Source organism: Fortiea sp. LEGE XX443 (assembly GCF_015206815.1).
In the GTDB taxonomy this organism is placed as follows: domain Bacteria; phylum Cyanobacteriota; class Cyanobacteriia; order Cyanobacteriales; family Nostocaceae; genus Nostoc_B.
Map to the genome: position 1 here is coordinate 22,105 of NZ_JADEXZ010000010.1, position 25,382 is coordinate 47,486.

Genomic DNA, 25,382 nt, shown 5'->3' on the forward strand with positions numbered 1-25,382 from the left:
GTCCGTGATCGGCAGGTGATGCGGGGCGCATCGCAGGCATTGATTCAGGCTGTGAGAAATGGTGACGAGCCACTGATTCAAGCTGAGCTTTCACGAATACAAGACGGCGAGCATCGCCAGCATCTTACCAGAAGCATCCAGCGCCTTGGCCCTACCTTAGGCTAACAGCGCTAAACGTCAACTGTCAGAGAAAGCCAGCAAGCGTTTTCCCTTTTCTCTAATCAAGGCATTGCACCCAAAAGCATGGCATAGAGGGAAGCAAGGATTTCAATGCTTATGTAACATTATGGTCCATGATGTAATACCAATTCTCTAAAATTAGGCAACACATTCAAACCCCACAACCCAGACCAAATCAGAGTTTCTTAATTACGAATTACGAATTACGAATTACGAATTGGTATAAGGTAAGCGATTTCTGCTGTGGCATGGGCATGATGCTTTCTCGGATCTCCTGGGCCACCTCCTGCTCTGCCAGACGCAATTCATAGCTCTTTTTCGCCAGCGCGATCGCGGCGATCTGCAAATCGTTGGAACCGATGGGCATTCCCTGGGCGGCAAGGTTGGCACGGATTCTGCCATAAGCCGTCGCCGCTTCGTCATCGAAGGCCAGCGAGAGAAACGCTTGCTCATTTCACCCCTATAGTTGCAGTTAATCCTGGCTGAAATTCAACTATTTTTTTCTATAAGTCAGAGAGTTTTTTGAGCAAACTTTCAAACTACCGTTTGATGGGACTTTCGGTTAGTTGCAAATAATCCTGGCTCAAACCGATGATTGCAGGCTGGTTGCAATTAATCCTGGCTGACGCGCAATTATAGTTGCAAATAATCCTGGTTTGTAAATGTTTTGATTGCAGGTCTGAGCGATTAGCATTGCAGGTCGCTACAGCTATTAATCCCAGCACCCTTAAATGCACCTTTTGGGTGCATAATATTACTTCATGTATCCAGTTTTGCGGAGGAACTTACGTAAGTCAGCGAAGTATTGTGCGCGTTGGCGCAGCCCGCCGGAGGCATCGCTCTTGGTGTAAGCTTCTCGTACTCGTTTCCAACCATCCTCTCCCTGACCGAGTAAATACTTATCTGCTAAGTACGCTGCTAAAAATCCCCTACCATCATCACCTTGTTGCTGAATTTCAGTATAAGTTTTCCATAACTCCGTAGCATGATTGTAAATTAATTTGGGATAGCGCCTAGTAACATCAACCATCTTGCCTTGACGATATTGCCAAATTTGCAACGGATAACCAGAAGCGGCATAAGCTGTAAAAGCATAAGCAAAGCGATCGTCTCGACTCTCAAATTCCATGAGTCCATCTTTATCTACATCATTGAATCGATAACCAGCATTACCCCATTCATGGCGCATCTGAGTGTACTTTTCCGATTTACTGTCGTAGCGATAAATTAAGGAATAAGTACAACAATGCGCTCCACCTGTAAAGAAATCGGCAACTACTTCAGGTTCTTTATTACCGTCCAAATCTAACACTGGTAACTTACTTTCTTGATTGTTGAAACCCCCAACAGGTCGGTCATATTCACTTTCTTGGGGCAATTTTTTATCTAAAACAATTTTATCTCCTCGGCGAATCTGCAAACGCACATTCTTATATTGATATTCCTCTGGTTTGTCATAAGATATTTCTGCTCGGATATTACCTAATTGCCCAGTCAGGGTTTCTGCACTACTTGGCTGGGCAAATATAGCGATTTGACTGAAAACCGCTAAACCTATGAGAGATTGACTAAGCAAAGCACGAAAATTATTTAGCATGGATGTTGTATATAGCTTGTTCAACTTTATACAACACTACAAAAATCATCAATATCGGAAAATTGCTGCCAATGCTGTTGGACTTGGCATATTTTCTGCTTCCACAGCATAAACTCTGCCACCATTGATAATGCTATGAATTGCGGCAAAATCTAACAAATCTTGATCATCCGCTTCCGGTTCTGAGTGTATATCTACAGTCATCGCCTCCGGGTCAAATTTGCCCCAGATTTGTTGCCCTAGAGGCACAAACAAAGAATCAACTCTTTGGTAATAAGCCGCAGAAACAATTTCCTTGAGATCACTAGAAGCTGTACCAGTACCTTCCCCAGCTAGTTGTTGGTAAAGTTCCATCGCTTGCTGTTCTGACTCATGAAACAGAGGTTCTACAATTTCCCAAGCTGACGCATGTAATTCATCGACTTGGAAAAGTTCCGGTCTGCGGGTAATACCTTGTTCTAGTAAATTGGTATAAGTATTTGCTTCGCGGTAAATTGGGTGCAAATATTCTACTCCCGCTAAAATTAGTGGTGCTGTTTCATCTCGCAGTTTTTCATGAAGTTCTGTGTCAACTATGTGAAAAAATTGCAGGATAACTTCTTGGGGTTGATCTTTATCTGGGCTTCCTTGTCCGTGAAATACACCTGGTTGTGAGCTTGAAAAAGGATTGAAAGTGCTACCTTTAGATGTGGCGATGCGAAATTGACCTTCTTTAGCAGTTTCGTCATATAAAAGAGCTTCATCAATACTCTTAGGCAGATTTTCTACTTCTACCTCATTGAGTCCAGAGCGTGTACCTTCAAAAAATTTTAAATCTTGCTGGCTCAAAGCCAGAACGTAGAACTTGCCATCATGATTAATTAAAGGTAGTAATGGCTTAATATGGAAGCGATCGCTCACTACTACCAATTCTTGGAACTCTATTGGTAGCTGATAATAGCGAAATACTCCCGGAGCAACAAAAATAGCTAAACCGTGGTCTTGATTTTCCCAAAATTCACCAGCATCAAGTTCCATCGCTGGCTGAAGAAACTCAATCGCCTCCGTTTGGCGAATTTCCATTGCTTCTAAGCGTTCTTGGGCTTCGCGGATTAAATTTTTAAACCGAATAGGATTTTGTCGAATCTCTGGCCCTGCTTTTTGCATAGGCATATAGAGAGAAACACAGGGGCTATCTGTATGTTCAGCTAAAGTTTTTAGTTCATCAATAGATAATAGTGCCATATTATAAAACTCCTATCCACATCTATGCAAATTGCATTATCTAGATTTATTTCAAAGCTAAAAGCCAAAAAAATCATCTTTCTTTTGATAATAAATCTCTATTAACTCACCATTCTTTAGATGGATAAAGAAAAGTAGATATAAAAAAACGCCCGTTTAAGGCGTATTAATTAACATTTTAATTAACTAAATATTGGCGGTAATTTTTACTATTACTAAAACTGGTATTTATCCAGCTTTAGGAGTATCAGGATTTGTTGAATTTGATTTGCTCGCTACCCCTTGTTGCGACGGATTAACAAAACCCAAAGTTACTCGTTTCATAATCCAGTGCAAACTTAGAAGAATCAGAAATGTAATAGCCATAATTACTAAAGGCTGTTTACCCAAAAGTTCTTCTACACCTTTAGTCAATAAGGCATCAGGTTGAGTAATAAAATCCCAACTGTTGAAACGCAAAAACCTTCCCCAATAAATTCCAATAGCACAAAGAGCATGAGTAATTAACTCAACTTTAAAAATCCATTGACTTTTGCCGATACGGTGTAAATAGTAACCTAAATTTATTAGAGAAATAACATAAGCTTCAAACCCAGCCAAAATCACCAACAAATAGACAGGAATTAGCACTAAAGTAATTATCCACACTGATTGAATTGTGCGGATATCATGTATGAAGTGAATAACATCGGTTAATAGATAAGGCGCATTTGGTAAAAAAGCATAAAAAACTATAAAGCCTAGCCACCAAATCCAAGAACGTCCCCGTCTATTGCGAAACAGCCAAACACTTAAAGCTAAAGGTATAAAAGCCAAAAACAAGTTCCACGTCATCCAATTCATGTTGATCCGTAAAACCTGTAAAACTCTGGCTATCAATTCAATAAATTCTGCTTTCATAAATACTCAAGTGCAAGATATATGATTGATTGATTTTTGCTTTGTAGTTTCAATTTTAGTGATTGACTGATAAATTGGGTAATTTGTATAAATGTGAAACTAGTTATGGATTAATCTGTGAATCAACCACTCCAGATAACTAGTATAACCAGAAAATTATCAAGAATATATTTAGCAGAAATCTGAAAGTGCGGATAGCAGTTTGGCTACTCACACTTCCAGTATAATTTTTGCTCTAGGAGGTCGTACTTTTTTTAGACGTAATTTAGATACAATCTTCCTGAGGGCAATTCCAGAATTATCTGATTACAGATTTTCAAAAGTAGCTAACGTACTAAAACTCGACTGCGAGGGCCGATCGCTTGTTTAGAAGTTGTGATTTTTGGGCGACAATTAACAGAATCTTGTGTGCAAACCTTGGTAGCAATGCTAGAAGCTTCTAAACTTACTGGATTAGCTGTGAGGGAATAACCACTACTAAACTCTATATTAGACTCGGTAGAAGGTGATGAGAAATTAGACTTACTTGTGTCAGCAATTACCTCACCAAACGTACTACTAACATTAGGTTGTGCAGGAGCAGTTGCGATCGCCATACTATTTACTGATGCTGCAACTGGTGTACTGGGAACTGGTGTAGAAGTAGGGGTATTACTAACTACAGGCGCAGTCGGGGTTGAAGTATTACTACCCGAATTAATTAAAGTGGCATTTTCCGGGACTGTAATTGTCAATCTCACCAAAGGAGTATTTTTCACCTCAAAGGGGGTAGGAGTTGGCGTAGTATTTGGAATATCGGATTTATAGTCAAATACCGTCGGACTTTCACCACCATTGCGATCGCTATATCTTGGACCTTGTCCATTCAGTTGAAAAGTCCCCTGATATTGCTTACCAGTTTTTGGATCGGTAACAACGCCAGTGTAAAAAGCTCTCGTTAACCCAAACTCATCTTGAACTACTCCTTGAAATGAGGTGTTGGAGATTTTTCCTTGATAAGTAAACGGTGTTAATTGGCCACCAGACAACGCTGGCGAAGTCAAAACACCATTGAAAGAAATTACTGGAATACCTTTAAAATCAACAAAGTATTTCAAGCTACCATCCGCCCGCGTTTCTACCTTTACATAGTCGGACTTGTAAACAGGTACATAATTGGGCTTATTCTGAGAACCTATGTTGCGTTGGTACACTCCTTGGGAATCTGTATCAATGCGAGTGACTGAGTTATTAAAATTGGGGTTAAAACTGGGAAGTTCTAATGTTCCTGATAATGTACCAGTGCTTTGAATGATTAGTTGAGCAGAAGCACTGCTTCCTCCAAAGCCGATAAAAACTGCTGCTAAACTGCTACTACCCAAAACTGCACAGCCGATCTTTGCTACTGATGACTTAAATTGCATGAAAAATCTACTCCTTAATATTAAGAGGAATTAGGTATTGGGTATTTGATTAAAGATTGCTGACAGTCAAGAGTAGTAAGACAATACGGAGTGGGGGTTTCAAACCTTGTAATTACATTTACATGATTACGGAATTAAAACCGGAAAGTCGCTCGCAATGCGCCTACTATCAGAGTGTCATTAGCAGTATTATGATCGGGATTGAAAATAACTAATAAGCCTGGTGTCAAAGAAAAACGGTCATTTAACTGGGCGCGATAAAAAAGTTCTAAATGCAACGATGTATCACTGCGTCCACCGGGCGTTCCCTCATCGGAAAAGTTAGGAAAATTGAAGCCATCGGGTAAGCTACTAGAACTAATTTTCGGGGGTTGTCCAACCAGAAAACCGCCCAGATTACCAGCACCGCCTAAATTAGGTAACGCCGCAAATACCATCCAGTTGGTAGTTTCTACACTACCAGAGAGATTGACTGGTTTAGAGTAAGAAAAACCACCCCAACCACCCAACTCCAAATTCTCATTAACACGCCATGCCACAGTAGCACCAACAGCATGAGTATTAAAAGCTGTACTAGGTGCAAAAGGTGAAATTAATTGAGAATCACCAATACCAGTACCCAGTAAATCATTCGGGGAATGGGAGTAGATGTAATGTATACCGACATCAATTTTATCAGTGGGTGCTAGAGTCAGTTGTGCGCCTGCGTTATATCTACCACCAAATAAGCCACCAGAATTGCTATCACCAGAAAAACTAGGAATTTCAGCGCTGTAAACACCTTGAAGACTGATGCGATCGCTAATTTCCCAGTCAAAACCTATACCACCAGTACCATTACCAATGTTCAAAATCGGGTTACGCTGACCAAATTGCGAAATTGCGCCATCTCCAGAACCTTCTAAAGGGTTAATTCCACGAAAGGTTGTGGCGGGGTTCACACCAGATGTACCCACCACAATTCCCAAGTTATCTGAAAATAAAAACCGATAAGACAAGTCATTAATTACGAGCCTATTCTCTGTATTAGACTCAAAACTCAATCGCCCCATATTGTTAGAAACTAAAGAAGCATTAGAAGCTAAATTTCCCGCAGATAACCCCGTAATTAATAAATCTTTCCCTGTAAAGGAAGTTGCTAATGTTAACTGTACGCTATTGTTTAAAGTCAGATTTGTCTTCCCTTGACGCTCTGGTACACCATCTCTAGGAAACAAATCAACATTTGTCATATTTGTTCCTTGAACACTAAAAATAGCTTGCCCAAATAGTCTGGTTGTTGTGGAAAACTGATGAGACTGTAATTCAATAGTTTTATTTTCTAAAACATCTACACGCTGCTCAATTTCTTGTAATTCGATTTGAAACTCAGCTTGTAACCGTTGTATTTGATCTAATTCTTCATTACTAACAGTATTAGCTTGATTTTTAGTAATTAATTCCTGAATTTTGTTTAGACAAATATTTAAACTATAGGCAAATTCATAACGATTTACAGCACTGTTACCTAAATAATTCTCATTCGTATGTCCTGCAATACAGCCGTAGCGCTCAACCAAAAATTGTAAAGTAGTAAAAGCCCAATCCGTAGGTTGCACATCATCCAATTGCGACACCGCTGTAACTTGAGACATCTGCTCATCTGACTCAGAAAACTCTAGTGTTACAGGAGATTCTGGCGAAATTGGCAGGTGGGAAGATGGTGCGAGTTCTGGCGTGGTTTCTAATGGGTGGGTTGTTTCTGCTAGTGGTTGGGAATCTTGGGTAGAAAAATTTTGAGAACTAACGTTTTTATGAATTTTATTAAGTAGATTTTGATACTTGTGATTTACAGGTGCAGAAATAACTTCGGAAGTGCTATCAGGCTGTATGAATTCAGGTGGTGTAATTTCAACAGGTGGAGAACTTTGAGGTAAATTCTCATCTGTTGACTGCTGTACGCCATTGTCTGACTGAATTACAGGCGGCTCTGGTAAATTATTCGGTGGAGACGTTTGCCCGGCTGTCAATACGCCCAGCATCAGTAGACTTATCTCACTCATGGTATATCAATTGACTAACACCAACATTTCTTTTGACAATGGTTATTGGTGTTCTTCAGGATGTTTTTGTATAAAAAGTTATAAAAAGTCTGAAGTCTGAAGTATAAAATTATGTTTTCATTCGGCAGGGTGAGTTGTGGATAGAAAGCCCCAACTCACGGAAAAGCTTGGATGATGCGTTGCGCTACACAACAACACACCCTACTAACGTAGGGTTTCGAGTGATCAAATCATGAGTCCTGGAAACGTTAAATTTCAGACTTCAGACTTCGACTAAAGCTGGCTACAGTACTTATTCAAATCATTCATTAAAGTGTCTGATTCTTTGCCTGCTGTTGTAGCGACTGCTGTTAAGGCTGTATCGATTTCGTTTCTAGCCTTTTTGATTTTTTCTCTACCATCTGGCGAAGCTGCGGCTGTTTTAGCGGCTGCTAAAGCTTTAGCTGCTTTAGCAATGGCGCGACTGAGATTGTCAAACACCTTCTGAAAACGGTTTTGATATTCTTTTAGTTGAGTATCTGCCAATTTTAGTTCTTCTAAAGATGTATCAATAGCTTCTAAATCTTTAGATAGTTGCAAGCTGGTGATTGCTTGCTTGCCTTTATTTTGATCAATCAGCGCATTTCCTTCGTTGACGACTTGAATTAGCCGCTGACACTGGGAGATTTTATTCTCACAACCAGTCACTAATAAAGTGAGACTCAGACTAACAGGAACAATAAAAGTATATTTACACGACACAGACATTCACACCCCAACAGCAAGTAAAACCCAGACAATCGTAACTAATAATTTCATCAATTGTGGAAATTGTTGCGTTAATTTCCGTAAAAACTGATGGATGGATAGTATGTAAGATGACTAAATAAATTTAATTGCCCTGATGTTTTGAGTCCAACATGAGGCGATCGCTACTTCAGTATCAAAAATCAGCACTGCTAACTTAGGGTTTTAGCTATTATTTGACAGAATTTAGCATTATTTGGGTTACAGTATCGCAAACATCTAAATTCATGACATTCTTATGCGTCTTCTTGTCTGTTCTTGGTTACTAATTTTCACCCTCGTATTCTCATTAACGCCGCTAGTAAAATCGGCAACACCTACTTCAGATATTGAGCAGTATCTAATGAACGCTCAATTTCAGCAGGGAGAAGCAGTTTTTGTTGCCAAGCTTCAACAAAATAACAATGATGATCAGACGCGATTTGAATTGGGAGTTGTGCAATTGATGGGTACAACTCAAAGGTTAATGCAGTCACTATACCGTTATGGTTTGCAGCAAAATGTGATTACCCAATTCTTCCCAATTTTGCGTCTTCCCGTGCCGATAAATCCCACACCGCAGCCAGTCACCTATAAAGACGCTCGAAATATTCTGCAAGATTTACTCAATGATCTAACTCAAATCAAAAATACTCTCGAACCTATCAAAGATAATAAAGTCAAGTTGCCGCTGCGGATTGGTTTAACAAAGATGGATTTCAACGCGGATGGAAAGCTAGAAGAAAATGAATCTTTCTGGAAAACTTTCAGCTTATTGACAGGGATACCAGCAACAGAAAAAGCTGCCCAAAATTTAGCGATCGCATTTGATGCGGGTGATGTAGTTTGGCTAAAAGGATATTGTAATTTACTTTCTGCGATCGCTCAGATGGTTTTGGCACATGATGAAAGTCAACTGTTTGATTCAACTGCTCATTTAGTTTTTGCTAAACCGCAAACTGCTTATCCATTTCTAGCTAATGGTGCGGGAGCATTCGGTTGGGGTAATGTTGATATTAGCGACATGATTGCGTTCATTCATCTGCTCAATTTTCCGGTTGTGGAACCAGAGCGTTTAACGGCTGCAATCCAAAATTTACAAACAGTGACAGCCTTAAGTCGTCAATCTTGGCAATTAATTTTAGCCGAAACTGATAATGATCGGGAATGGCTACCCAACCCTCGACAAAAGGGGGTAATTCCCAACGCTGTAGTCACTCAACCCATGATTGATAGTTGGTTGACTTTTTTAAATGAAGCTGATGCTTTGCTGACAGGTAAAAAGTTAATTCCTTTCTGGAGAAAACGCGAGGTTAGAGGTATTAATTTAAACAAAGTTTTTACTAAGCCTCGTGGGTTTGATTTGGTGCTGTGGGTACAAGGAAGTGCTGCTGCACCTTATCTAGAGTTGGGTAAACTAACAGACACAGATACTTGGCAGCGATTGTTACAAGTTTTCCGCGGACAATTCTTCCAATTCGCAGCTTGGTTTAATTAAAAAACTCCTCTTAACTCAGTACTTCGCGTACCTCAGCGCTCCTTTGCGTTAAAAACGTTTTCAAGCGATCGCACTTCACTAGGAATTGTGCGATCGCTTTGATAAGTAGTCTCTGTTTAATAAATTAACCTTTTTTTGTCAACTCCCCTTGACTATTTGTAACAATATTGTTAAATTTATTTACATAAGGTAACAACTAAGGAAAAAAACTATGTACACAACTGTAAATGAAGACGGCGTTCTCAATAACTACGCAAAAGAACCCCAAGTTTATTGCGCTGAGTACCCAGCAATTTGGGAACAACGTCGCTACGTTTTACAAGGCGCAGTTGCAACTATGTTTGTTGCTGTTCTAGTTTTGTTTGCTTTTGCAGTGAGCTAAAGTATTTTGATTTCGGTATCTGTATCACTCATCGTCATTTGAACTTCTCCCTTTTACCCCGGTTAGTTTCGCCGGGGTTTTTTGTTGCATTTAACTTAAACTTCGTCCATCTTGAAAGCTGGAGTTTTGTCACGCATCGTACTATCCTAAGTTGCAGAAATAAACCATACCCAAATCAAATGAATGACGAGATTCATCCATGACCAATTTGCCAAAGACTACCTAGAAGAATTACTAAAACCTTATGGAAAAGTCCAAGCACCAAGTCGAGTCGCCGCAGAAGTCAGAGAAATAGACGTATTATTCTCACCAATTCCTACACAAACAGCCAACTTAGTAACCTTGGGTTTATTAGGAAAAATGGCGACAATATCCGCCGTATTTGAACCATTCCGCAATCCAACATCCCCAGAAGAAATTAACGATTGTATATCAAAATTATCAGAAGTAAAAAGCGCAATGCAGCGAGAAGCAAAGCGCAATAAAATAAAAATACCAAACTCAGAAATTCCCCAACTATGGATACTCACACCAACCTGCTCAAAAGGTATAATCTCCGGGTTTGGTGGAACTGAAAATTCAGACTGGGGAAAAGGAGTGTACTTTTTAGCAAAATATTTCCGCACAGCGATAGTAATAATTCATCAGTTACCATATACACCAGAAACACTGTGGGTAAGACTTTTAGGACGTGGGAAAGTACAACGTCAAGCAATTGATGAATTAACCGCACTACCAGCAAATCACCCATTACAGAGAATCACGTTAGAATTACTTTATAACCTGCAACAAAACTTGCGAATTAATCAAAATATAGAAACAGAGGATCGGGAGTTAGTGATGAGATTAGCACCACTGTATCAACAAGATAGAGAACAAGCTAGACAAGAAGGATTACAGCAAGGGGTACAGCAAGGGGTACAGCAAGGATTACAGCAAGGAGAACAACAGCTAATTCTGCGCCAGTTAAATCGACGACTGGGAAATCTAGAATTATCTCTTGTTGATCAAATTCAAAAATTGTCTATTGAACAGTTAGAAGCACTGGGAGAAGCATTATTAGATTTTTCTACAGTGGCGGATTTAGAAGCTTGGTTAAACCAAAAACAATAAATAATTAAATATTGATGACTTTAATTAATTGAAGAGCGATCGCTCTCTAGAATCAGCAAAAATAAGCTGACACGCATCTAATTTTTTAGCCATCTCTAGGCTGTAGGAAGGTTTTAGATCCCAAATTATACAATTTAAATTTTACCCCGGTTAGTTTCGCCGGTGTTTTTTGTTGCATTTAACTTAGTTGACATCATTACCCAACCAATTCTTAAATATCTGCCTTTATCCTGAGTTTTGTTAATCATCCAGGGTAATAAACAGATGATGTTGAAAAAAGTTTTGCTGATTGCTATTGGTGCGATCGCGGCGATCGCACTTGGCGCGTTGACAGAGCTAAAAGGAATGGCTCAAACTCCCACAGATTTAGATTTAGCGGCTTATCATGCGCCAATTCACTATCAAGACACCGACAGCACTAAATATAGTGGTGACTATATCACGCGGTTTAACTATGACGGAGATTGGCGAGGCACAAATAATTGGGATAATCTTTTTCAATATCCGCTAAATGCTCATGGCTACTATTCTGTAGTTGAGACATGTACCCATAGGTTCATCACCTATTCTTTTTTCCATCCTCAAGACTGGACTGATATTCCTTTCGATCAAGAACACGAAAATGATTTAGAGGGTGAGTTGGCGATCGTTCGTAAAGATGGTTCAACTTATGGCAAACTCGAAGGGATTGTAACTGTATTTCATAACGACTTCTACTCTTTTACACCTAGCGGTAGTCTTTTACGAAGTGGTGCAGAAAGTATTGATGGAACGCTCACAATGAGTAGTTATAACGGCTCTCTCCATCACTTGACGACTCAGGAAGCTAAAGGCCATGGTTTAAAAGCTTGGCCTTACACTGGAAATTTTAGGGGAGCCAGTAACGAAGACGGAATTATTTACTATCCTTCTAAAACTACCGCCGAAGTGCCGAGTTCGGGAAACGATCGCAATGTGCAGTATTCGTTGCTTGATATATTTGCTACTAATGGTATGTGGCAATATCAATTAAATGAAGCGTCTAGTTCTCCAGGGATAACTTTTGCACGGTGGGGAACATTCAGAGGAGATTCTAGCGGTAGCTGTGGTGATGGTACACCAACTTGTGCTAACGATTCTGCTAATACACCTTGGGGATGGGATGACTCCAATGATGGTTCAGTCTACAGAGGCGAAATGGCTTTAGATCCGGCTCACTTAACGGATGTTTATTTTGATGGTCTTGGTAACTTTGATACAACCTACATCCGTAACCGATTTATTCAAGATTTACGAGACAGAGGCTACAATTCCAGCAATCTTCCTCAAGGCTGGCCTAGCCAAATTAATCTTAATACCCTGATTGGTAAGCTCAAAAACCAGTGTTAATCAGCTGTAGAGACGTTGCATTGCAACGTCTTTCTTTTCTTCATAAAAAATAATATTAAGAGGGAATTTCTATCCAAATCTCACAACCCTTTCCTAGTTCAGAAACACACTTGAGTTGACCGCCGTGCTTATCTACAACAATTTGGTAGCTGATGAATAAACCTAAACCAGTGCCTTGACCTGGTTGTTTGGTGGTAAAAAAGGGATCAAAAATATGCGATCGCACATTGTCTGGAATCCCACAGCCATTGTCAGCAATCCGAATTTGAATCGTATTCTCTTCTGTAACTTCTGTCCGAATCCAAATTTTTGGCTGCTCAGTGATTTTGCCATGAGCCACTGCATTCTCTAGAGCATCAATCGCATTGTTGAGAATGTTCATAAACACTTGATTCATCTGGGCTGCATAGCAGGCTACTAGCGGCAAGTTACCATATTCCTTAATTACTTCAATAGCTTGAGATTTGCTATTTGCTTGCAGCCGATGTTGCAGAATTAACAAAGTGCTTTCCATGCCTTCATGAAGATTAACAGGCTTCATATCTGCTTCGTCTAGTCGTGCAAAGGTGCGTAGAGATAAAACTAATTGCGAAATTCGATCTGCTCCCAGCGTCATGGAAGTCAGCATCTTGGGTAAATCATCAGCAATAAAATCTATATCCAGTTTTGCTGATAGCTCTCGAATTTCTGCTTTTGGCTTGGGATAGGATTTCTGATACATGCAGAGCAATTTCAGCACATCTTCAGTGTACTCAGTCAAATAAGTAATATTCCCAAAAATAAAACTAATTGGGTTGTTAATTTCGTGGGCTATACCTGCAACTAGCTGTCCTAAACCAGCCATTTTCTCACTTTGAATTAACTGACTCTGAGTTTGCTGCAATTCTTTGAGAGTTTGTCTGAGTTCTTCTTTTTGCCTTTGAGTCCGTTCTAGTAATTCTGCTTGCTGGAGTCCTACACCTAATTGACTACCAATCTGCACCAATAAATCTACTTCATCTTCTTGCCAATCACGCGCAGCCGTATTGTGATAAGCAGCCAGTAATCCCCAAAGTTTATCACTCTGAAAAATTGGCACAATCATATATGAACGAGCTTCCATCATCTGGCTTAAAGATATATATTGATGAGCATCTTGATTGTGATAAATATCTTTAACTACAAAAATCTCTCCCTTAGCAAAGTCTCCGCCTTGAGTTGCTTGTAAATATTCGTTGGTAATTACATACAAAAGTTTGCGGACTGATGTCCAACCTGGTGCTGCGGATTCAGCTACAAATTCACCACTCCAATCAGGACGGAAACGGTAGATCGTCACCTGATCTACTTCCAACAACCGCTGGACTTCTTGGGTACTGGTAACAAAAATTGTGTTTAAGTCGAGAGATTGGCGGATTTTCTCAACTGTGAGGGCTAAAGCCTTTTCTCTCTCGGCAGATTTTCGTTCTCGTTCAGCGGCTTTAGCGAGTTGTTCAGCTTGCATTTGCACTTGTTTTAATGCTTCTGCTTGCTGTAATGCTACTCCTAGCTGTATACCAACTTGAGCTAATAAGTTGATTTCTTCATCTTGCCAATAGCGGGGTTGGGAATTTTGATAAGCTACCAACAACCCCCACAGTTTGTCACCTTGGGAAATTGGTACAAAAATTTCGTTGCGGGGATATTTACCTGCTTGAGTTTCTTGTAGCAACACACGTTCTATTATGGGCTGGGGTTTGGCGATTGGTGTCCAGTCATCAACAATTGAATCAGCAACAAATTCACCACTCCAATCAGGGTAAAAGCGATAAATAGCCACTCGTTCTACTTCTAAAAGTCTTCTGACTTCTTGAGTGGTGGTTTTAAAAATAGCGTTAATATCCAACGATTGGCGAATTTTTTCAACGGTATTCGCCAGGGCCCTTTGTCGTTCAGCAGCTTTACTGATTGCTGCTGCTTGATGCTGCATTTGTTGTAATAATTCTGCTTGTTGTAAAGCTACACCTAGTTGGGTACTAATTTGGGTGAGTAAGTAGACTTCATCTTCTTGCCAATCGCGGCTGCCAGTGTTTTGATATACTGCCAGTAAACCCCAGAGCTTTTGACCGTGGTAAATGGCAATGATGACGTAAGCTTTGGCCTGATAGCTTTCTAGAACTTTGAGGTAGCAGTCAGTAAACCCATAATCGTAAATATTATGACAAATCCGGTATATTTCACCTCTAGCGAAGTTACCCCCCTCAGTGTCTTGTAAGTAAGTATCCATGACTGGGGATTCAGTTAATTCTTTAACGCTACACTCGCTGACATTTTCTTTTAATTCTGCTTGTTGCGACTGTTCATTAATCAGAGAAATCCAACCCTCGCCTACTGATTCAAAGACAAATTCACCACTCCAATCGGCATTGAAGCGATAAATAGCGACGCGATCGGCATTTAGTAATTGCCTAATTTCTGCGGTACTGGTGCGGAAAATGATGTCTATATCTAAAGTCTGACGAATTTTCTCAACGGTGATGGCGATAGTTTTCTGCCATTCTGCTGCTTTTTCTCTAGCTTTTGCTTGTGCTAGTTGTGTCGATTTTATTTTTACCTGTTCGAGGTAATCTGCTTGTTGTAAAGCAACTCCTAAATGCGCCGCTATGAGTTGCACAAATTCAATTTCCGATTCTTCCCATTGTCGAGAATGAGTACACTGATGAATACATAACAATCCCCATAAATTTTTTCCTTTCATTAGGGGTGCTACTATGTTGGCACGTACTTGGAATTTTTCTAAAATTTGAATGTGACAATCGCTGATATCAGCTTGATATATGTCAGCGATCGCATGAATTCTACCTTCTTGGTATAGTCCGGCAAATTCCGCAGCAAAGCAGCGATCGCGTAGTTTAGTTGCTAGTGCGGCACTCCATGCTTCATCTACATCTTCATAAATAAATTCTCCTTCCCATCCCAACTCAGGATAAAAACGAAACACACTCACTCGATCAGTTTTCAGTAACTGTCGTACTTCTGTGACTGTAATTTTGAAGATGGTGTCTATATCCAGAGACTCTCGAATCCGGGCAATTACTCCAGATAAGGCTTTTTGTTTTTCACTCTGATATAGAGAGAATGTGATGTCTGAGTGTTGTTCTGGTGGTTTGGAATTCGGTTTTATGGTAGAGGAGTTTTCCATTCACTATAGAACTTTAAATATGGAAGTCTTCTATTTTAGAATTCCCTCATTAATAGGAAAGATAACAGTAAGAGATTTGATATGTATCTAATTTATTGGATTTATATTAGTTTTAACCTCATAAGTCTATTAATTATTTGTTTTTATGTCAATCTAAATTAAAAATCAACTTTAAATTACAAAAAGATTAAGATTTACAGATGCTTTTAATTGGTAATGGTACAGAATGTTTGACATCAACAAACATCAAGGTTTGCCTATTCCCTAATTCAAAACAGTGTAGGGACACAATATTATTTGTGTCCCTACAAAAACATGATTAAATTGCGATCGCATCATCGCTTTTTAGGAGATGCACGTCGCTGTTCACGTTTTTCGACTTCTCGACGACGGCGATCGCGCCACTCTGCCAACGTCAAGTAACCAACACCGCCAGTCACAGTTACTAGCAGCACTATGGCAAGTAAAGCCAAAATACTCAAAAATGGACTTTCCACGATTCCCCTACAGTCCGTTACGTCCCCAAACTACCATTGCGATCGACCAAGTGAACACAACTAGCAGTGATACCCAGCCTAATGTCAAAATTCCCATAGTTCTATATTTTGCAAATAATTACAAAAGGTCTCTAATATTTATCATACCGGGAACTGGGGACGGGAAAGTAGGAAGTGTGAAGTTTAAAAGTTCCCATACATAAAAGAGACACGAAATTTCGTGTCTCCAGATAATATTTTCTATCCTGAGTTTTTTAACTTTCCAGCACTTCCCGCAATAGAGAAGCCAATTTATCAGCACTATCAGGAACCGCGATCGCTTTCGCATTTTCGCCCATTTTGGTTAACTCGGCGGGATTTTGCAACAACTGTAGAACTTGAGTTTGTAATATTTCGGCTGTTAACTCTGATTGTTTATCCATAATTGCTGCACCAGCTTTGGTAAATACGGCTGCGTTGTAAGATTGATGATCTTCCGCCGCGAAGGGATAAGGTATCAAAATCGCTGGTGTACCACACACGGCTAATTCTGTTAAGCTACCAGCGCCAGAACGACTAATTGCTAAAGTTGCACGTCGTAATAGCGCCGCCATGTTGTCATAAAACGGTAACTCTATATATTGCGGATGTTTAAAAATACCTGCATCGGCATCGCGATCGCCTGTTAAATGTACGATATAAGCACCAGTATCTAGCCAGGCTGTCGCCGCCTGACGCACTAATTTATTGACAGCAACTGCGCCTTGACTACCACCAAAAACCACTATTAAAGGCACACTTTCAGGAATCGATAAATCTAGTGATGGGATTTCAGCATCTAAAAATTGTGTCCGCACTGGTGTACCAACACAAACATTTTTAGCACGGGGTAAATACTTAACAGCGGCTTCAAAGCTTAGCGCCATTGCATTGCACCAAGGGCCAAAAAAGCGAGTTACCTTTCCTGGTAAAGCATTAGATTCGTGAAAAACTACAGGTAAACCCAAAGAACGCGCCGCAATTACCGCAGGCCCCGCAATATAGCCACCTGTAGTAAATACGCCTTGAAAGTTTCCTCGTTTGAGAATTCGTCGAACTTCTATAATCGAACCAATGAGTTTACCCAAAATGCGAACAGAGGCAAGTCCGAACCCTTGCTGGAACCCTTCAACTGGAATAGTATTCAAGGGATACTGTTTGGGAACAAGTTGCGTTTCTAGCCGATTTGGGACACCCAACCATTCAATTTCATAGTCTGGCAGTTTTTGTGCCAGTGCGATCGCTGGAAACAAGTGTCCACCAGTCCCACTGGCAGCTATGAGTAATTTTATCGGTGCGTTTGTCATCAAACCTCTACCGTTTAGCGCCTAGCTTAATTAAGATAAAACAATTTCCCTACGTTCATGACTAAAATCAGTAAAGTGTTACCAATGACTAACATTATCGCTGCATTATTAAAACGCCAACCCCGATTTGCTGCTAACAGTTGGTTGTTATTATCTCTGCTGACACTGGGTTTAACTAGCAGTTTGCATGGTGTACAAGCTGCACCCCCCCAAACCGCACCCGCAGAACTGAACAATTTACTAACGCAAATTGATACATCTGCTAGTAAAGGTGATGTTAAAGGTGTGATCCAATTCTATAGTCCCAATTTTACCAGTGGAGATGGATTAAACCGCCCAAATCTCGAAAAGGCTTTGGTTACACTCTGGAAACAATATCCACAATTGCGCTACAGCACAAAGCTACAATCTTGGCAATCTGAAGGTAATGCCATTATTGCCGAAACAGTCACTAACATTTCTAATTCGCCATCTGCTAACGCTAATAATTTGGCTTTCAATGCCACTATTACATCCCGCCAAAAAATTGCAGGTGGAAAAATAGTTAGTCAAGACATCTTAGCGGAACGTAGCCTAATTACCTCTGGCAATCAACCACCCCAAATTGATTTTAAATTACCCCAGCAGGTGAAAGTTGGACAGCAGTATAGTTTTGATGCGATCGTTAAAGAACCATTAGGAGATGATTTTCTACTAGGAACAGCCATAGAAGAACCCGTCAAAGCAGAAAAATATCTCAATCCCACACCTGTAGATTTGCAATTACTCACATCAGGTGGACTTTTTAAAGTCGGACGCGCACCCGCAACCCCTGGTAATCACTGGATTTCGGCGGTAATTGTGCGGGGTGAAGGTATGACAATGGTGACTCAGCGTTTGCGAGTAGTGAAATGAAGTATGAAGTATGAAGTATGAAGTGTGAAATTTCAGTCTTTATCCTTCATCTTGTTAAAAGGGAACCAGGAACAGGAAACAGTCAAGAAACTTCTGTTCCCCGCTCCCTATTATCCATTCTCTATTGACTAATAATGATTTCCCTACAAAATCAAATTGTTTTGATTACTGGTGCAAGCAGTGGAATTGGTACTGCTTGCGCTAAAGTTTTTGCTGGTGCTGGTGCAAGGTTGATTTTAGCGGCGCGGCGGCTAGAACGGTTACAGCAGTTAGCAGACAATCTGAGTCAAGAGTTCGGGACAGCAACTCATTTGTTACAGCTAGATGTGCGCGATCGCCTAGCGGTAGAATCTGTAATTGCTAACCTACCCGCCGACTGGTCTAATATTGACATTCTCATCAACAACGCTGGTTTGAGTCGTGGTTTAGACAAGCTGCATGAAGGCGACTTTCAAAACTGGGAAGAAATGATTGATACCAATATTAAGGGTTTGTTGTATCTTACCCGCTATGTTGTTCCTGGAATGGTGAAGCGCGATCGCGGTCATGTGGTAAATATTGGTTCTATTGCCGGACATCAAACTTATCCAGGTGGGAATGTTTACTGTGCGACAAAAGCTGCTGTGAAGGCAATTTCCGAAGGCTTGAAACAAGACCTCTTAGGCACTCCTGTACGTGTAACTTCCGTTGATCCCGGTATGGTGGAAACAGAATTTAGTGAAGTGCGTTTTCATGGCGACGCTGAACGCGCCAAGCGAGTTTATCAAGGGGTAAACCCGTTAACTCCTGATGATATTGCTGATGTGGTATTTTTCTGCACCACGCGATCGCCCCATGTGAACATTAACGAAGTCATCCTCATGCCAGTAGATCAAGCCAGCGCCACTCTCGTTCATCGTCATAATTAGATTGCCCACATCATACCAGAGCATTTCCGTGAACCAGAAGTGTTTGCACCAGAGCATTTTTTGCCAGAACGTGGTGACCCTAGTTTTGGTCAATAGAAGAGATATGGGCGTAGGAAATCGAATAATTAATCATCTTTAACTCTTCAGGACTTAGCCCTCTTTCAAGAAACAAGGCAGAAGGCAGAGGGCAGAAGGCAGAAGGGAAGAGGATTTGACTTGTTTCTTCTATTCATAGCGGGTGGTGTGCCGCCAGTGCGTCTGCTTCTAAGAAACATTTCTGTTTCTTGAAAGCGGGTTAGTTCATTGGAACTCACCCGCTACAGGCAGGAATATGAAATTACGCGATCGCTTAACTTAGAAGGCGCGATCAAGGCATACAGTCAGCACGAATATCAGCGCACACTCATTATTCTTTGGCGTTGCATAATAAGGTATGAATAGAGGGTGCTGAAAGATGAATTGTCCAGAATGTGGCTCAAAAAGCGAAAAGTTGCGTGCGGGGGTTCCTCCCGTTGAGCCGTTAAGGGGCGAACATACTAGAGTTGATGATATAGAAATTTGCCACAACAACGCCATAATTCCCATTGAGGCACGGGGAACTCCAGTTTTTGATGAGCAGGGCAATGTGACTTATGCGATCGCCGCTTTTCAAGACATTACTGAGCGAAAACAAGCCGAGCAACTGTTAGCCGATTACAATCGCACCTTAGAACAACAGGTTGCAGAACGAACAGCAGCTTTACATAAAAGCGAAGCCGAATTGCGCTTACGAGAACAGGAATTACGACTGATCACAGACGCTCTACCTGTTTGTATCACTTATGTAGATGCCAACCAGCGTTATCGGTTTGCCAACCGCACATACGAGGAATGGTTTGGTCGTAGTCGAGGTGTCGAGGTGCTGACCCGACTGACCTATGCGGTAGTGCCAGCATTTGTTTCCCGTGGCTCTGGCACGATTATCAACATCGCCTCAATCGTTGCAGTGGCTCCTGAGACACTCAATGGCGTATACGGCGGTACAAAAGCATTCGTTTTGGCCTTCAGCCAATCGTTGCGACATGAGCTGGCTAACACAGGAATTCGGATTCAGGTCGTCCTACCAGGTGCTACAAGCACAAACTTTTGGAGTATTGCTGGTACGCCAGTTGAACACCTACCACAAGAGATCGTTATGTCGGTTGACGACATGGTTGATGCGGCTCTTGCTGGTCTCGACGAGGGGGAATTCGCCACCATTCCTTCCCTCTCAGATATCGAGCAATGGGAGGCGTATGAAGACGCACGCCAAGCTCTGCTTCCCAACCTATCTCGCACAACGCCAGCTAACCGCTATAGAGACAGACATGGCCAAGCTTCTTATACATTTTCGTGACGATCCGCCACGGATCAACGTGCCAACTTTAGTTATTCATGGAGATAGCGATCGCATTCTTCCACTTGAGTCTACCGCAGCGAGACTGCCACAACTAATTAAAGACAGTCGCCTTGCCCGCCGCAGGCATCGCTAGAATCTCGATCCGTTGATAACAGCCATTACTACTGCAAATAATTTACCTCACATATGAAGCAGCGTTTTAGGGAATGGGATACAGCCATTTGCGAAATAATTGTGTTAGGCGCGGCATAATCACATAAGTGAGCAAGGCGACACCGAATCCTGTGCTAATCAGTTGACTAAGCAAGACAGGCAACCCAGATAACAACGGTGCTAGCAAACGATTGAGTTGAGGAAGAGTGAAGAAGACTCCCAACCACGTCACTAACATCATTTTGTAGCGAGGTGGTGGAGACTTCATCGGCCTGTTTGAGAGAGTAAACCAGGTTTCCAACCCAGTTAGGGTTTGAATATCTTCTGGTTTTTCGATCAAGGGCTGCAATCGCTCAATCCATTCCTGCCGAATATCTGATTCTAGCCAGGTCTTAAGATTGTCATAGCAATCGAACTTGAGAATGGCTACGTATTCAGGATGGGTATGATCATGAGGTCGAATAGTGCTAACACCCAAATGTCCCTTGAATTTTCGTGCATCTGCGGCGATACCATGAAACCATGCTTCGTAACCTTGCTCACGTCCTGGTTTTACTACATGAGAGATCACAGCTGTGACTAAATAATTTTCTTCACTGGTATTAATCGCCGATGGTTCATCCAACATAGAATTTAACGTTCTGGGAAATTTGATAGTTAAAAGAAACTTGCTTTTACTGTGCTTGTACAGATCCTAAAATTGAAAGGTCGTCCGAATGGTACCCACAAAAATCGTGTCATTATTGCTGTTGTGATCGGGGTTGATAATGGCGATCGCACCAGGGGTAACTGAGACATTATCGTTCACTTGCAATCGATAGAAGGCTTCAAAATGCAATGAAGTGTTGCGATCTATTACCCCAAACTCATTGCTGATTACTTTGGGAGGTTGTCCAAAGACAAAGCCCAGTAGGTTGCTTTTTTTGCCCAAATCTGGGAATCCAAAATTAACAGCATAGTAAAAAATCTCAGCGCTGGGATCATTGGGGAGGTCTGGCGCTGATGCTTGGAGATATCCTACCCATCCCCCTAATCTGAAGGCAGGGTTGACGAGCCAGGAAGCTGCAAGACTATAGCTATTGCCAACAATGTTGTTACTGGCTCCATTGAAGGGGTCATTGGTAATGGTACTACTTGTATTGATATCGATCGCATTCAAAGAACGAGCATAGGTTAAGCCAAAACTTAAGGATTTCGTAGGTTTTAATGTCAGTTGTGCTAGGGCAGAGTAGGAACCATCAAATAATCCAGATCCCGCAGTCGGGTTGTTGGCTTCACTAGCAAGATAAACCAGTGCCAAATTGATGGCTGAGTTGAAGTTATAACTGACACCAATGCCTGTCCCACCTGTTTCTTCACGATAGATAGGGCTGCGAATCCCCAATGCAGAAATAGAACCTCTGCCATCACTTCCCAATAGAGGGTTAATAGTATCGACCACATCAAACAACGTACCTTGAGCGATCGCACTCACCTTAACAGCAGACCCGATGGGAAATTGATAATAGAGTTGATTGAGAATTAACTGATTGTCTGTATCACCATCAAAACTGAGGCGAGCCATATTTGTACCTGTAGCTTGCCTCAAGTTAGGAATATTGCCAGCCTGAAATCGAATTCTCAGTAAATCTTGCCCCGTAAAACTGGTGTTAAAGATTAACCGCACGCGATCGCTAAAAATGATATTATCACCGACCTTACCCCTGGAGCCAGGTGTTTCTCCTGCTGGTACAGCTTTATCATCGCCAAATGCACCACTCACCGCAAAAACTACTTCTCCAGTAAATTTTGTCGTCGTCGAGAATTGCTGAGACTCGAATTGATCTGTGCGTGTTGCTAAGGAATCTACCCGTCCACGCAATATTGAGAGTTCTGCTGCAAATTCCTTTTGAAGTCTTTGCAAAGTTTGTAAATCTTCTCTCTTAATCACATCTGCTGTCGTACTTTCTAGTAGCTGATTGAGCCGAGCGAGACAAGCATTCAACCCGACAGCAAATTCATAGCGAGTGATTGAGCGATTGCCTTGAAATTTTTAATCGGGATAACCAACAATGCAGTCGTAGCGATCAACTAATGCTTGTAATGCTTGAAACGCCCAATCTGTAGGCTGCACATCAGTAAGCTGATTCACAGATGTGACTCGATCGTGCAATGTATCCTGAGCAGTAGCAGGTCTAGAAAGGCATTGCTGAGTTAGGCATACTCCAAAGATCAGAGATGACGAGAGAATTAATTGAGAAAAAAGTTTCATTGAGAACAACCACCTTAGAGATACCAGATTGTTCGGCAATTGTTTACCAAGAAGTAGTTGTCACCGCTATGTTTCAAGTAAAGTTGATAACCTAGCGATGACAATACCAACTCAGTTACACACAAGCTAAAGTAGGCGCTTTCTCACTATTTACTGGGAGATCCAGCATTTGACGTTGCTGCATAGCTGGTCATCAAGTTTTTGTAGTCAGGAATAAACCCTGCTAAGAGACTACCCAGTCCTTCAATATCGTTACGCCAGTCACGGTGCAATTCACCCACAACGCTAAACCAATTGACCAATTGAATTCCAGCACGAGACATTCGTTCCCAAGCGGCATAACGACAGGCTTCATCAAAGGTTCCAGAGGCATCAGTGACAACAAAAACCTCATAACCCGCTTCCAATGCCGAAAGCGCACAAAAAGTAACACAGACATCAGTGACAATGCCGGCAATGATTAATTGCTTCTTGCCTGTTGCTACTACTGCTTTCACAAAGTCCTCGTTATCCCAAGCGTTGATCTGTCCGGGACGCGGAATAAAAGGAGCATCGGGAAACTTCTCTTTCAGTTCAGGGATGATGACACCATTGGGGCCATCCTCAAAGCTAGTTGTCAAAACTGTGGGCAGGTTAAAAAACTTGGCTGCACTTGCTAGCGCTAGCACATTATTTTTGAAGTCAGCCGCACCAATATCACGCACAAGTGAGAACAGTCCAGTTTGGTGATCGACCAGCAGCACCGCAGCATTATTTTTGTCTAACCGGTTGTACTTGAATGTAGACATGAGTTATTGATCCTAATTTGAGTTATTGGGAATGAGGAATTGCAGAATGCTCTAAATAGCTTATGGCGTAAGCTGTTGCGAGATGGACTCAGTGTGCGTGACTAATCGAAATTACACCACTCAAGATCCGCTAGTTAAGCACCAAGTTAAGGCGATCAGGGAGCCTTAAACAACCTCCGTGCAGCACATCCTCACCCTAAATCCTTACCTCTAGAGCATCGGTGATACCAATTTCCAATAAATATGAAACACATCTTTTTGTAGAGACGTTCCAATGCAACGTCTCTACAGGATCTTAAATAGGAGATGAAAAAGTATTGTAACGACATAGGACTCTATACTGGTGAGTAGAGAAGCAAGAGCGCTTTAAACTCAATTTTAGAGGCTAGGAAGATAACTATGCAGTTGATGAAAGCTGCTGTTCTAAAAGCGTTTGGTGGTGTCAATGGGTTCGAGATTCAGGAAATCCCCAAACCAAAGCCAAAACCGCATCAAGTGTTAGTGCGAGTTCATGCCACGTCTCTCAATCCAGTTGATTATCAGACTCGTCGTGGAGACTATCAGAATTTGGTGAAGTTACCTGCCATTCTTGGTGTGGATATTTCCGGTGTCATTGAAGCTGTTGGAGAATCTGTCACAACTTTCAAAGTCGGTGATGAAGTGTACTACTCACCGCAGCTTTTTGGTGAATCGGGGAGTTACGCAGAGTATCACGTTGCAGATCAGCAGATCGTTGCTCATAAACCAGTAAACTTATCACATCCGGAAGCCGCCTGTTTTCCCTTGGCTGCGGGGACAGCATGGGACTGTTTAGTGACTAGAGGTCAGTTACAAGTAGGTGAGTCTGTTTTGATTCATGCTGGCGCAGGTGGCGTTGGTTCATTTGCCATTCAGTTAGCGAAAGCAATAGGCGCTTACGTTTTTACAACTTGTAGTTTTAATAATCACGACTTGGTCAAACAACTAGGAGCAGATTATGCAATTGATTATAGGTCTGAAGATTACGTTGAAGTCATCCAGCGTGTAACTAATGACAAAGGCGTTGACCTCCTATTAGACACTATTGGTGGAGAAACTATTCAGCAGAGTCCCCAAGTGGTTCGCCCCTATGGTCGAATCGTCAGCATTGTCGATATTGCAACTCCTCAGTCATTACTAGAAGCATGGGCTAAAAACTTAACCATACATTTTGTTATTACCTCTCAATATCGCGCCAAATTAGATTCACTTAGACATTTAATTGAACGCAATCAGCTACATCCTGTGATTGATTCTGTCATGCCTTGGACTCAAGTAGCACAAGCCCATCAGCGTTTAGAACAAGGTGGCACGAAAGGCAAAGTGGTTCTACAAGTTGTTGAAGGTTAACGTTGCTTCATCATGCTGCACTTGAACCTGTTGAGAATGTCAAGTTTACGCGATCGCCCCTAATGCTTTTAAGGTCGCTTTTTGAGCGTTCGTCAATCCCCTTGCCCCTTGAATATTCATCCCTTCATACAAGCGATCGCTCATCAACATTTTCATACAGCGTCCGGTTGCGACATCCCACAGCTTAA

The 25,382-nt window shown here is 41.4% G+C and carries 24 protein-coding genes and 1 pseudogene; 10 read left to right on the forward strand and 15 right to left on the reverse strand.

The features are described 5' to 3' along the window. Nucleotides 1-18: 18 nt before the first annotated feature. Nucleotides 19-165: a hypothetical protein gene (locus IQ259_RS06400; RefSeq protein WP_193882600.1), complete on the forward strand. Its 147-nt coding sequence runs from the start codon at nucleotides 19-21 to the stop codon at nucleotides 163-165. Between the two features lie 211 nt (nucleotides 166-376). Here IQ259_RS06400 and IQ259_RS27730 read toward each other — a convergent pair whose 3' ends face one another. From IQ259_RS27730 to IQ259_RS06435, 7 genes are all read right to left on the reverse strand, one after another. Then, complete coding sequence (locus tag IQ259_RS27730) at nucleotides 377-547, reverse strand: hypothetical protein (protein ID WP_370568007.1); 171 nt, start codon at nucleotides 545-547, stop codon at nucleotides 377-379. Nucleotides 548-934: 387 nt separating this feature from the next. Next, nucleotides 935-1,777: a hypothetical protein gene (locus IQ259_RS06410; protein WP_193882603.1), complete on the reverse strand. Its 843-nt coding sequence runs from the start codon at nucleotides 1,775-1,777 to the stop codon at nucleotides 935-937. A 48-nt stretch (nucleotides 1,778-1,825) separates the two neighbouring features. Further along, nucleotides 1,826-3,001 (reverse strand): hypothetical protein, encoded by a 1,176-nt coding sequence (locus IQ259_RS06415; RefSeq protein ID WP_193882606.1) that lies wholly within the window; start codon nucleotides 2,999-3,001, stop codon nucleotides 1,826-1,828. Between the two features lie 228 nt (nucleotides 3,002-3,229). Then, nucleotides 3,230-3,901: a DUF1361 domain-containing protein gene (locus tag IQ259_RS06420; protein WP_193882609.1), complete on the reverse strand. Its 672-nt coding sequence runs from the start codon at nucleotides 3,899-3,901 to the stop codon at nucleotides 3,230-3,232. Nucleotides 3,902-4,227: 326 nt separating this feature from the next. Next, entirely contained in the window at nucleotides 4,228-5,304 is a 1,077-nt protein-coding gene (locus IQ259_RS06425) for a hypothetical protein (RefSeq protein ID WP_193882611.1), read from the reverse strand. A 134-nt stretch (nucleotides 5,305-5,438) separates the two neighbouring features. Then, complete coding sequence (locus IQ259_RS06430) at nucleotides 5,439-7,346, reverse strand: iron uptake porin (RefSeq protein WP_193882628.1); 1,908 nt, start codon at nucleotides 7,344-7,346, stop codon at nucleotides 5,439-5,441. Nucleotides 7,347-7,619: 273 nt separating this feature from the next. Further along, a complete protein-coding gene (locus IQ259_RS06435; protein ID WP_193882631.1) occupies nucleotides 7,620-8,093 on the reverse strand; it encodes a hypothetical protein in 474 nt (157 codons plus the stop codon). Nucleotides 8,094-8,475: 382 nt separating this feature from the next. Between IQ259_RS06435 and IQ259_RS06440 the strand changes: the two genes are divergently transcribed. From IQ259_RS06440 to IQ259_RS06455, 4 genes are all read left to right on the forward strand, one after another. Next, nucleotides 8,476-9,609: a hypothetical protein gene (locus IQ259_RS06440; RefSeq protein WP_228014397.1), complete on the forward strand. Its 1,134-nt coding sequence runs from the start codon at nucleotides 8,476-8,478 to the stop codon at nucleotides 9,607-9,609. A gap of 211 nt (nucleotides 9,610-9,820) precedes the next feature. Beyond that, nucleotides 9,821-9,991 (forward strand): photosystem II assembly protein Psb34, encoded by a 171-nt coding sequence (gene psb34, locus IQ259_RS06445; protein WP_193882638.1) that lies wholly within the window; start codon nucleotides 9,821-9,823, stop codon nucleotides 9,989-9,991. A 183-nt stretch (nucleotides 9,992-10,174) separates the two neighbouring features. Next, entirely contained in the window at nucleotides 10,175-11,104 is a 930-nt protein-coding gene (locus IQ259_RS06450; RefSeq protein WP_193882641.1) for a DUF4351 domain-containing protein, read from the forward strand. 264 nt (nucleotides 11,105-11,368) lie between these two features. Continuing rightward, nucleotides 11,369-12,472, forward strand: a complete 1,104-nt coding sequence (locus IQ259_RS06455) for a hypothetical protein (RefSeq protein WP_193882644.1) — start codon at nucleotides 11,369-11,371, stop codon at nucleotides 12,470-12,472. A gap of 55 nt (nucleotides 12,473-12,527) precedes the next feature. Here IQ259_RS06455 and IQ259_RS06460 read toward each other — a convergent pair whose 3' ends face one another. The 4 genes from IQ259_RS06460 to murG form a co-directional block, all read right to left on the reverse strand. Beyond that, nucleotides 12,528-15,632 carry a GAF domain-containing protein gene (locus tag IQ259_RS06460; RefSeq protein WP_193882660.1) on the reverse strand — a complete coding sequence of 1,035 codons (3,105 nt, stop codon included), beginning with the start codon at nucleotides 15,630-15,632 and terminating at the stop codon, nucleotides 12,528-12,530. A gap of 335 nt (nucleotides 15,633-15,967) precedes the next feature. Next, a complete protein-coding gene (locus IQ259_RS06465) occupies nucleotides 15,968-16,129 on the reverse strand; it encodes a hypothetical protein (protein ID WP_193882663.1) in 162 nt (53 codons plus the stop codon). 7 nt (nucleotides 16,130-16,136) lie between these two features. Further along, complete coding sequence (gene petN, locus IQ259_RS06470; RefSeq protein ID WP_083468698.1) at nucleotides 16,137-16,226, reverse strand: cytochrome b6-f complex subunit PetN; 90 nt, start codon at nucleotides 16,224-16,226, stop codon at nucleotides 16,137-16,139. A 157-nt stretch (nucleotides 16,227-16,383) separates the two neighbouring features. Further along, nucleotides 16,384-17,454, reverse strand: coding sequence for an undecaprenyldiphospho-muramoylpentapeptide beta-N-acetylglucosaminyltransferase (gene murG / locus IQ259_RS06475; protein WP_193882666.1), 1,071 nt, complete (start codon nucleotides 17,452-17,454; stop codon nucleotides 16,384-16,386). Nucleotides 17,455-17,538: 84 nt separating this feature from the next. Here murG and IQ259_RS06480 point away from each other — a divergent pair, with 84 nt between their 5' ends. The 4 genes from IQ259_RS06480 to IQ259_RS06495 all read left to right on the forward strand — a co-directional run bounded on the left by IQ259_RS06480 (nucleotide 17,539) and on the right by IQ259_RS06495 (nucleotide 20,767). Then, complete coding sequence (locus tag IQ259_RS06480) at nucleotides 17,539-18,348, forward strand: nuclear transport factor 2 family protein (protein WP_193882668.1); 810 nt, start codon at nucleotides 17,539-17,541, stop codon at nucleotides 18,346-18,348. Nucleotides 18,349-18,482: 134 nt separating this feature from the next. Continuing rightward, nucleotides 18,483-19,256: an SDR family oxidoreductase gene (locus IQ259_RS06485; protein ID WP_193882672.1), complete on the forward strand. Its 774-nt coding sequence runs from the start codon at nucleotides 18,483-18,485 to the stop codon at nucleotides 19,254-19,256. 454 nt (nucleotides 19,257-19,710) lie between these two features. Continuing rightward, on the forward strand, nucleotides 19,711-20,631 hold the full coding sequence (locus IQ259_RS27090) for an SDR family NAD(P)-dependent oxidoreductase (RefSeq protein WP_228014398.1): 921 nt from the start codon (nucleotides 19,711-19,713) through the stop codon (nucleotides 20,629-20,631). After that, on the forward strand, nucleotides 20,603-20,767 hold the full coding sequence (locus IQ259_RS06495) for an alpha/beta fold hydrolase (protein WP_228014399.1): 165 nt from the start codon (nucleotides 20,603-20,605) through the stop codon (nucleotides 20,765-20,767). The genes IQ259_RS27090 and IQ259_RS06495 overlap by 29 nt, the downstream gene beginning before the upstream one ends. A 66-nt stretch (nucleotides 20,768-20,833) precedes the next feature. Here IQ259_RS06495 and IQ259_RS06500 read toward each other — a convergent pair whose 3' ends face one another. The 4 genes and pseudogenes from IQ259_RS06500 to ycaC all read right to left on the reverse strand — a co-directional run bounded on the left by IQ259_RS06500 (nucleotide 20,834) and on the right by ycaC (nucleotide 23,826). After that, complete coding sequence (locus tag IQ259_RS06500) at nucleotides 20,834-21,415, reverse strand: antibiotic biosynthesis monooxygenase (protein ID WP_193882675.1); 582 nt, start codon at nucleotides 21,413-21,415, stop codon at nucleotides 20,834-20,836. Between the two features lie 66 nt (nucleotides 21,416-21,481). Then, nucleotides 21,482-22,804 (reverse strand): annotated as a pseudogene (locus IQ259_RS06505) (iron uptake porin); the annotation flags it as partial. Between the two features lie 15 nt (nucleotides 22,805-22,819). Further along, entirely contained in the window at nucleotides 22,820-23,038 is a 219-nt protein-coding gene (locus IQ259_RS27095) for a hypothetical protein (protein ID WP_228014401.1), read from the reverse strand. A 146-nt stretch (nucleotides 23,039-23,184) separates the two neighbouring features. Next, nucleotides 23,185-23,826 (reverse strand): isochorismate family cysteine hydrolase YcaC, encoded by a 642-nt coding sequence (gene ycaC, locus IQ259_RS06510; RefSeq protein WP_193882678.1) that lies wholly within the window; start codon nucleotides 23,824-23,826, stop codon nucleotides 23,185-23,187. 399 nt (nucleotides 23,827-24,225) lie between these two features. On the opposite strand from ycaC, the gene IQ259_RS06515 reads away from it, so the two are divergent. Further along, on the forward strand, nucleotides 24,226-25,194 hold the full coding sequence (locus tag IQ259_RS06515; RefSeq protein WP_193882682.1) for a zinc-dependent alcohol dehydrogenase family protein: 969 nt from the start codon (nucleotides 24,226-24,228) through the stop codon (nucleotides 25,192-25,194). Nucleotides 25,195-25,382 lie beyond the last annotated feature (188 nt).